This window comes from Methylomicrobium sp. Wu6 (assembly GCF_035916875.1).
In the GTDB taxonomy this organism is placed as follows: Bacteria; Pseudomonadota; Gammaproteobacteria; order Methylococcales; family Methylomonadaceae; genus Methylomicrobium.
The window spans coordinates 45,662-53,150 of sequence record NZ_JAXUHN010000062.1; the positions used below are offsets into that span (position 1 = coordinate 45,662).

Sequence of the window (7,489 nt, forward strand, 5' to 3'; positions counted from 1 at the left end):
TTTCGGTCGGTATTACTATGGATTGGATTCCGGCGACATTGTCCCAGATTCCTTCGTCGATGTCTTGCCGGAGTTTCAATAACTCAACCTGAACCCAATCTCCGCCCCCCTTCCGGCTTCTGGCGCAAAATTCCGGAGGTAGGAAGCCGAATTGCGGATGTTTTGATCGAGTAGGTTGTTGCCTTTTGCAAACAACATTAGCTTGGCGTCCTTATAGGTTTTCACTTGGTAGTTGACCCCGGCGTTCAGTAAGAAATACCCGGCGGTCGAGGTTTCGAAGTCGCCGCTATGCGGCTGGTTGTCGGCGCGGGCGAAGCGTAGATAGCTCGACAATTTGTCCTGCGAATAATCAAGTTGCAGGCCGTAGCGCAGCGGCGGTATACGCGGCACATCGCCGCCATTCACGAATTCGGCGCGCGTGTAGTCGCTGAACAGGGTCAAATCCAGCAGGCCGTAACGATTCTCCATCATAGAGAAAATCAGCTTGGCTTCGTACCCTTTGAATATCGCATCCTGTTGGCTGCTGACCAGGACCGGATTGCAGTCCACGGCGCAGGGATTGCCGTTTTCATCGACGAATTCGCCGTTGCGTTGTTGATAGATATAGTCGCCGGCCCAGTTGTGGAACAAATCGAATTCGGCGCGCAGCCAGTCGGACTTGAAGCGGTAGCCCAGATCGAGGTTGTAGGAAGTTTCTTCCCGCAAACCCAGATTGCCCCGTTCGAAGCTGCGGGTGGCATCGTGATAACCGTTGACCAGGAGTTCCTGCACTTGCGGCGCTCGCGACGAACGGGTGATTGCCAGATTCAACTGGTGTTTCTTGTCTATTTTCCAAATTGCGGAAGCTGACGCGCTGACCGGCGTGTAGCCGAGACCTTTCATGCCGTCCGGCCGAATGTCGGTTTGATCGATGCGGGTGCCGAACTGATAGGTCACGGGGCCGGCATCGAACGATTCGACCGCGAAAACGCTGTAACTGTTGATCAAGGAATGCGGCACGATGGCCGCGCCGGTCAGTTTTTCGAGCGCGTTGAAGTCGCTGGCCTGCGCTTGAAACCCGATCGTGCCGCGCAGCGGGCCGAGGTCACGATGATCCATTTCCAGCCGGCTTTCGTAGGTTTGATTCGTGAAAAACGCGCCGGGGGCGCCGTTCGCGATTTCGGTGTGTTGGTAGTCGGTGTATCCCAAGCGGGCGCGCAGGCTTTTAGCAAAACGGAACGGATCGTTCAACTCGCCTTTGAAGTCGTATTTGTCCTGCCGCAAGGCGATGCGCACGTTTTCCTCGCCGGTGCCGTCCGGCGCGATGCCGTAATTGTTTTCGAGGTGATTGATCGAAGCGCCCGCGAACCCCGGTTCGCCGATCCAGGACAAGCCGGCCGAACCGCTGATTGCCTCAGCGCCGGTATTGTTCAAATGGCCGTTGGGATTATCGACGATATCGAGCGAGGGATTGGTGATTGCTACCTTGGCCGTATCGATCGCGCTGCCGCCTATCGAGAGATCGTCGCGGTGACGATAGAAGCCGTCCAGGTGGTAGGCGATATGGTCCTGGCTGCCGTCGACTTTCATCACGGTGCTGGTTTCGTCGCTGGCCGAATCGAAGCGCTGTTCGAGCGCGCCGCCGATCGGTTTATCGGGCATCTGTCCCGGAATACGGTTGTCGATCACATTGACCACGCCGCCGATTATGCCGCTGCCGTACATCAGAGTGGCAGGTCCCCGCAGCACTTCGATCCTCTCGGCCAGTAGCGGTTCGACGCTGGTCGCGTGATCCGGACTAAACGCCGACACATCGTTGCTGCCGATGCCGTTGCTCAATACCCGCACCCTGGGGCCTGCCTGCCCACGGATTACCGGAGCGCCGACGCCCGGACCGAAAGACTGGCTGCTGATGCCCAACTCATCCTTTAACGTCTCGCCGATGCTGTGACCGGTTTTCATCCGCAATTCTTCGTCGCTCATTACCTTGAACGGCGAAACAGGGCTCTCCTCCGTCTGTTGCGAAGGTGCAGTAACGACGATTTCATCCAGCATTTTGCTGTCTTGTTCTTCGGCTCGCAACGTTGTCGCCGGTAAACCCGAGAACAACAAAAAGGCGACGACAGATGGAAAAATAGCGAGTTGATTGCTCTGCATGGAGACAGTTTATTGAGGTGTAATGTTATATTATAACGCATAAAAAATGTATAGCAGACGATGAAAGCGCGTTCTCCTGTATGATTACGAATCACAATGGCAAATTGGCTTTGGTTAGAGTTTCCAATAAAACGCCTGCGCCGGACCGATAATCCTATAATTATCAAGAAGCAATAGTTGCCTGGAACCCAGGATTTCTTATCGACAAAGCAGATAAGTCATTGACTCTAATCGTGATGAAAAAGACTTACGACGACAACAACATGGGCGTTGATGTTATTCAACAGAAACCCGACGCTCCCTTTCAGATGAACAAGACGAGCGCGATGCGTACCAAATCCTTAAGCTTTAGATTGCTGACCGCGGAAGGCCTGGTGCTGGCGGCCTTTTTCGCATTGGTCGCCTTGGTGCTCGAACAGGGCTTTCGCGAAAGCGCCGAGGAAGCATTAAAGGAACGCTTGCAGATTCAGGTGTATTCTCTGTTGTCGTCCGCCGAACTGAAGGATAACGGCGAATTATCGATTTCGCCGAACCTGCACGACCCGCGTTTTACGAATCCAGGATCGGGGCTCTACGGCTACATCCAGCAAACCAATAAGAAGCTGGTATGGAGTTCGCCTTCCGCGATCGGTCTAGATCCGCCGCCCATACCCGAAATCGCGCCGGGTGAATCGGCGTTTACATTGGAAAAGCGTAACCGCTATGCTTTCCATTATCGGGTCATCTGGCAGAATGTGAGCGGTATGGAGCGCGAATACCTGTTTACCGTCGTCGAAGACGGCGGCTTTGTCGCTCAGCAGGTGAAGCGTTTTACCGTGACGCTGAGAGCCTGGCTGTTGGTCATCGGCGTGGTGTTGATCCTGATTCAGTTTTCGCTGTTGCGTTGGAGTTTGAAGCCGCTCCGCCGGATTGTCAGGGATCTGGAGTCGATCGAAAAAGGCAAGCGTCTGCGTCTGGACCATTACTATGCCACCGAGTTGCAGGGGCTCGCAAGCAATCTGAACGCTTTCATCAACAGCGAGCGCGCGCATCTGGAGCGCTACCGCAATACGCTGGCCGATCTAGCGCACAGTCTGAAGACGCCGCTGGCAATCCTGCACGGCTATGCGCATTCCTTTCAAGGTAATAAGGACGCCGTGATCGAGCAGCTTACCCACATGGACAAGATCATCGAATACCAGTTGCAACGCGCGGCCGCGAAAGGCGAGACCAAGACCGTCGGCAGGTCCGACGTTGCGGAGATCATCCGGAAAACGGTTACCTCGCTGACCAAGGTTTATCTCGACAAAGGCGTCTTTTTCGACCTGAACATTCCCGAGTCGAGTCCGGTGTATTACGAGGAAGGCGACCTTTACGAAATCATCGGCAATTTGCTCGACAATGCCTGCAAATGGTGCCGGCAAACGGTTCGGGTTAGCGTTGTGCTGAACCAGCGTAAAAACCGCCGCAATTATGCCGTGTATCTGTTGATCGAGGACGACGGTCCTGGTATTCCGCAGCAAAAGCTGAGCGAAATATTAAAACGCGGCGTCAGAGCCGATGAAAACATTCACGGGCACGGCATCGGCATGGCGGTTGTGAACGATTTGATCGACTTGTTGGGCGGCAAACTGGAGGGCGTGCCAAGCAAAACGCTGGGCGGAATGAGTTGGAGCGTGTATTTGCCTTAGGTTTCGCGATTGCCGCCGGATTTTCCTGTCATTCCATGCCGGCATCTTCAAGAAATCGCGCTTGTTTCGAAATTTTTTCTTTCTTTGAGGAAATTGTGACTTCCCGGTCGCGTTTATGATCGTACCGGTAATGTTTGCTGATTTTGATGCCGGTCAAAAAGTTGTAACTTTCTTTAACGCCTGTCCCAACCGCGCCGTCACCATTTGTGACATCCCTGCCGATCAGCACAAAGCGGCGAATTTTTGCGTTGTAACGATACCGCCACGTTTGATCGGTAAACTCCCGGGAACCGGTCAACTGGCTGACGATCAATACGCCTTTTTTGATTTCGACGCCGGCGCTTTCCTTGACGCCGCCACAGTGTACACACCCGAGCAGTTCGCCATTCCTGCCGCCCGGCAGGAGCTTTCCGTTTGGCCCGCTGATCAGTACGAGCAACAAGCGTTGACTTTCTTCGAGGTTATCCTTATCCGGTTTAGCAGGCGTTTGAATCAGGATCGCTGCAATATCGGCAATGCCGTCGGCATTCAAGTCGCCGTTGGCCTTCATTTCCGCCGTCCAGCCGCGCGGCGTAAAATCGTCAAGCGAACGGCCTTCGCGAGGCAGCTTGCCGGAGTCGATATCGATTTCCTGCGCTCGCGCAGCACTGCCCAGCATCAGCGTCAATAGAAAAAGTGGCAGTTGCAGGCGCATTGTTCTATACATGGTTCTGGCTCCAGGCCGGCAAAGGGCGTCGGTTCAATGCTCGGTGCGGTCGATTCTAACATTTTTAATTAAGGCATATTATTGAATCGATCATGCCAGGTTCGGAGCGATGGCGTGGGTGTTAGGCGATAAGCTACGCTAAAACGGACAGTCCTCCCAAAAGAGTCTATGGATACGGACAGTGCCGTTGCCGCGAGCGATAGCTAAACTACCCATCCTCCTCATTTGGCTTTGCGTAGCGGCCAATCTATGCTCGCGAGGAGCGCTTGCGAAAGGCCGCATTGATGAACTGGGCGATGTGTTCGATCTCTTCTATGCATACCGAATGGCCCATCATGAAATCGTGCCATTCGACGGGGTATCCGAACGCCAGCAATTGATCGCTGGTATTTTTGCCCAGTTCGACATCGACCACCGAATCGATAATGCCGTGTGCGATCAGTATCGGAATGTCCTGATTGGCGGCGGAGCGTTCGGCCTTCAATTGCTCAAGTGTCGGCAAAAAAGTCGATAATGCGACGATTCCGGCCAGTCTTCGATTGAAGCTCAGGCCCGCATGCAAGGCGATTGTGCCGCCCTGCGAAAATCCGGCCAACAGGATATGTTCGGACGGAATACCCTTGGCGATTTCGTCCTCTATCAGCTGCCGAATCGATTTAACCGAATCATAAATGCCGGCAATATCTACTTTCAAATTGCGTGAAAGTTCGAGTATATCGAACCAGGCGCGCATGGTCATGCCGCCGTTGATTGTGACAGGGCGGAACGGCGCATCGGGAAAGATAAAATGAATGTGGGCTTCGGCATGAAGACTGAGTTCCGGCACGATCGACTCGAAATCATGGCCGTCCGCACCCAAACCGTGCAGCCAAATGATCGAATAGCGGTGCTCCGCGGCGGGTTTGATTTCGACTGTACTGAGTTGCGAATGCATAATAATCCTTCTCTGCGGCTTACCAGAAATTGCCGGGGTATTTGGGTAAATCGGGATTCATCGTATCCCACGGCTGTGCGTCGGCGACCCACATGTCCAGTTCGGGATGATAGAGGCCGGGGTCGTCAAGCGTCATCGCCACGACTGGCCGGAGTTGGGTAAAGGCGCTGTTGCGCCCGAACAAGGGAGTTCCGCATTGCGTACAGAAAGCACGGTAAACCGTATTGCCGCTCGCGGCAATAGTTGGATGCTCCCGATAACTTCCGGCGACTTTCAACGCCGAATCCGGCACAAACAACAGCGCCAGGTAAGCCGAGCCGGAGCATTTTTGACAGCTCCGGCAGTGGCAATTGACCATCCGCACCGGCCGTGCGCTGATTTCATAACGCACCGCTCCACATAAACAGCCGCCGGTCATCGGTAATTTCATAATTTGACTCTGCCGATCGAGATATTCTTCAATCTTAGTACAATAAACGGTATTGATGACGAATACTAATCCTGCCTATCCGAATCTATGCCAGCCGATATCGTTTTTATTGTATTACTGATCGCCGCTTATCTGTACTGGAGCCGCGCGCAACAAGTCAAGGAAATCGCTTTTGCTGCGACGCGGCGGCAGTGCCGACTTTGCGAGGTGCAAATGCTTGATGGTTATATTGCGTTGAACGGTTTCTCTTTGGCACGCGATAACACAGGGAAAGTGCGCATCCTGAGACGTTTTACGTTCGAATTTTCGGCGACCGGCGAAGATCGCTATCAAGGTACATGCGTGATGCTGGGCCGTGACGTGGCCGCAATCGAAATGCCCGCTTACCGGCTTCCGATCGATTCCATACAGGGCTAGCGCGCCTCCTTACAATCGGAGCCGTCATATTCGGATTGTCGCATAACCACCCGCGAGGCAATGCGGCCAACAGCTTTGACAGGTATTTTGCATCGTTCCCATGATCCGGCGTGGGAACGATGCAAGGTATTTTTTACTAAAAACTTTTCAATTACCTTGTCATGGTCAATTTTTCTTACCTGTCAGCATCGCTTTAATCAGGTTTTCCTTGTGCAGTCGGCTCGCCACGATCACGCCGAACACATGAAATGCTATCAACAGCAACATCAAATTCGAGGAGGTTTCATGGATTTCTTCCCAGAATTCTTCATCGGCCTTGTTGGTGTCGTTTGATTTTTGATCGTCATTTTCTTCGTCCTCGTCTTCATCCTCATCCTCATCTCCGGCGTAAGCCGCAGCAATCGGCGTCATTTCGATAGACTTCGTGCCGGCAAACGGGCCTTTGCCTTCTTCGATCGCGTAGACTTTAAGTCCGCTGAGGGTGACCACGAACAATGTCAACAGCAACGCAACGACCATCCAGCCGCCGAGCGGATTATGGCCCAAATAATGCCGCGGGTGACCTGCGCGGAGGCTTTTGACGTAGTGGTAAACCACGGCGGGGGAGCGGACAAAATCGCTGAATCGCGCATATTGGCTGCCGGTGAAGCCCCAGATCAGCCGGAAAACAATCAGCCCGAGGACGGTGTAACCGGAATAGATATGCCAGAGATTTTCTTCCTCGCTGGTCAGATAAGCGACAGTAAAACTCGCGACCAGCGACCAGTGAAAGATGCGAATCAGAATATCCCAGACTCGCACGGTGGATTGATTGTTCATTAGAGTTTCCTCATGATTGGCGGTTGAACGGAATGAGGGATATTCTAGGTCGTCAATATGAAACCAAGCTGAAAATCAGGGATAAAGCATGCGCCAAGATTTTCGCGGTTTTTAAATTCGCCGCATACGTCCACAAACGATCGCACAGCCGCACCACTCATCGAATGGTCGGTCTTTATAGTAAGTCATTTGTTGAGTGACATGCGATTGTTGAGGGAAAATTTTTTCAGACACTGAAATCCGCAAGGAGCTCGGTAGAAATCCTATTAATCATATGGTAAGTGCTTCGCGAGAAGTTCGTTTGCAACCTGTGAATAGCAAATCAATGACTTAGAGAGCTCAAGAAATGCCAATGAACTTGTTGCTATTCACTTAAT

The 7,489-nt window shown here is 52.9% G+C and carries 7 protein-coding genes; 2 read left to right on the forward strand and 5 right to left on the reverse strand.

Translation table 11 applies throughout. The features are described 5' to 3' along the window. Positions 1 to 75: 75 nt before the first annotated feature. Positions 76 to 2,136, reverse strand: coding sequence for a TonB-dependent receptor (locus U2W12_RS07090; protein WP_326499971.1), 2,061 nt, complete (start codon positions 2,134 to 2,136; stop codon positions 76 to 78). Between the two features lie 236 nt (positions 2,137 to 2,372). On the opposite strand from U2W12_RS07090, the gene U2W12_RS07095 reads away from it, so the two are divergent. Further along, the gene (locus tag U2W12_RS07095; RefSeq protein WP_326499972.1) at positions 2,373 to 3,806 is read left to right on the forward strand and encodes an ATP-binding protein; all 1,434 of its coding nucleotides are present in this window, start codon (positions 2,373 to 2,375) and stop codon (positions 3,804 to 3,806) included. 28 nt (positions 3,807 to 3,834) lie between these two features. Here U2W12_RS07095 and U2W12_RS07100 read toward each other — a convergent pair whose 3' ends face one another. From U2W12_RS07100 to U2W12_RS07110, 3 genes are all read right to left on the reverse strand, one after another. Continuing rightward, entirely contained in the window at positions 3,835 to 4,512 is a 678-nt protein-coding gene (locus tag U2W12_RS07100) for a hypothetical protein (RefSeq protein WP_326499973.1), read from the reverse strand. 247 nt (positions 4,513 to 4,759) lie between these two features. Continuing rightward, the gene (locus tag U2W12_RS07105) at positions 4,760 to 5,446 is read right to left on the reverse strand and encodes an alpha/beta fold hydrolase (protein WP_326499974.1); all 687 of its coding nucleotides are present in this window, start codon (positions 5,444 to 5,446) and stop codon (positions 4,760 to 4,762) included. Between the two features lie 19 nt (positions 5,447 to 5,465). Next, positions 5,466 to 5,876 (reverse strand): GFA family protein, encoded by a 411-nt coding sequence (locus tag U2W12_RS07110; RefSeq protein ID WP_326499975.1) that lies wholly within the window; start codon positions 5,874 to 5,876, stop codon positions 5,466 to 5,468. 87 nt (positions 5,877 to 5,963) lie between these two features. On the opposite strand from U2W12_RS07110, the gene U2W12_RS07115 reads away from it, so the two are divergent. Next, the gene (locus tag U2W12_RS07115; protein WP_326499976.1) at positions 5,964 to 6,293 is read left to right on the forward strand and encodes a DUF3301 domain-containing protein; all 330 of its coding nucleotides are present in this window, start codon (positions 5,964 to 5,966) and stop codon (positions 6,291 to 6,293) included. A gap of 165 nt (positions 6,294 to 6,458) precedes the next feature. Here U2W12_RS07115 and U2W12_RS07120 read toward each other — a convergent pair whose 3' ends face one another. Then, the gene (locus U2W12_RS07120; RefSeq protein ID WP_326499977.1) at positions 6,459 to 7,112 is read right to left on the reverse strand and encodes a cytochrome b/b6 domain-containing protein; all 654 of its coding nucleotides are present in this window, start codon (positions 7,110 to 7,112) and stop codon (positions 6,459 to 6,461) included. Positions 7,113 to 7,489: the final 377 nt, after the last annotated feature.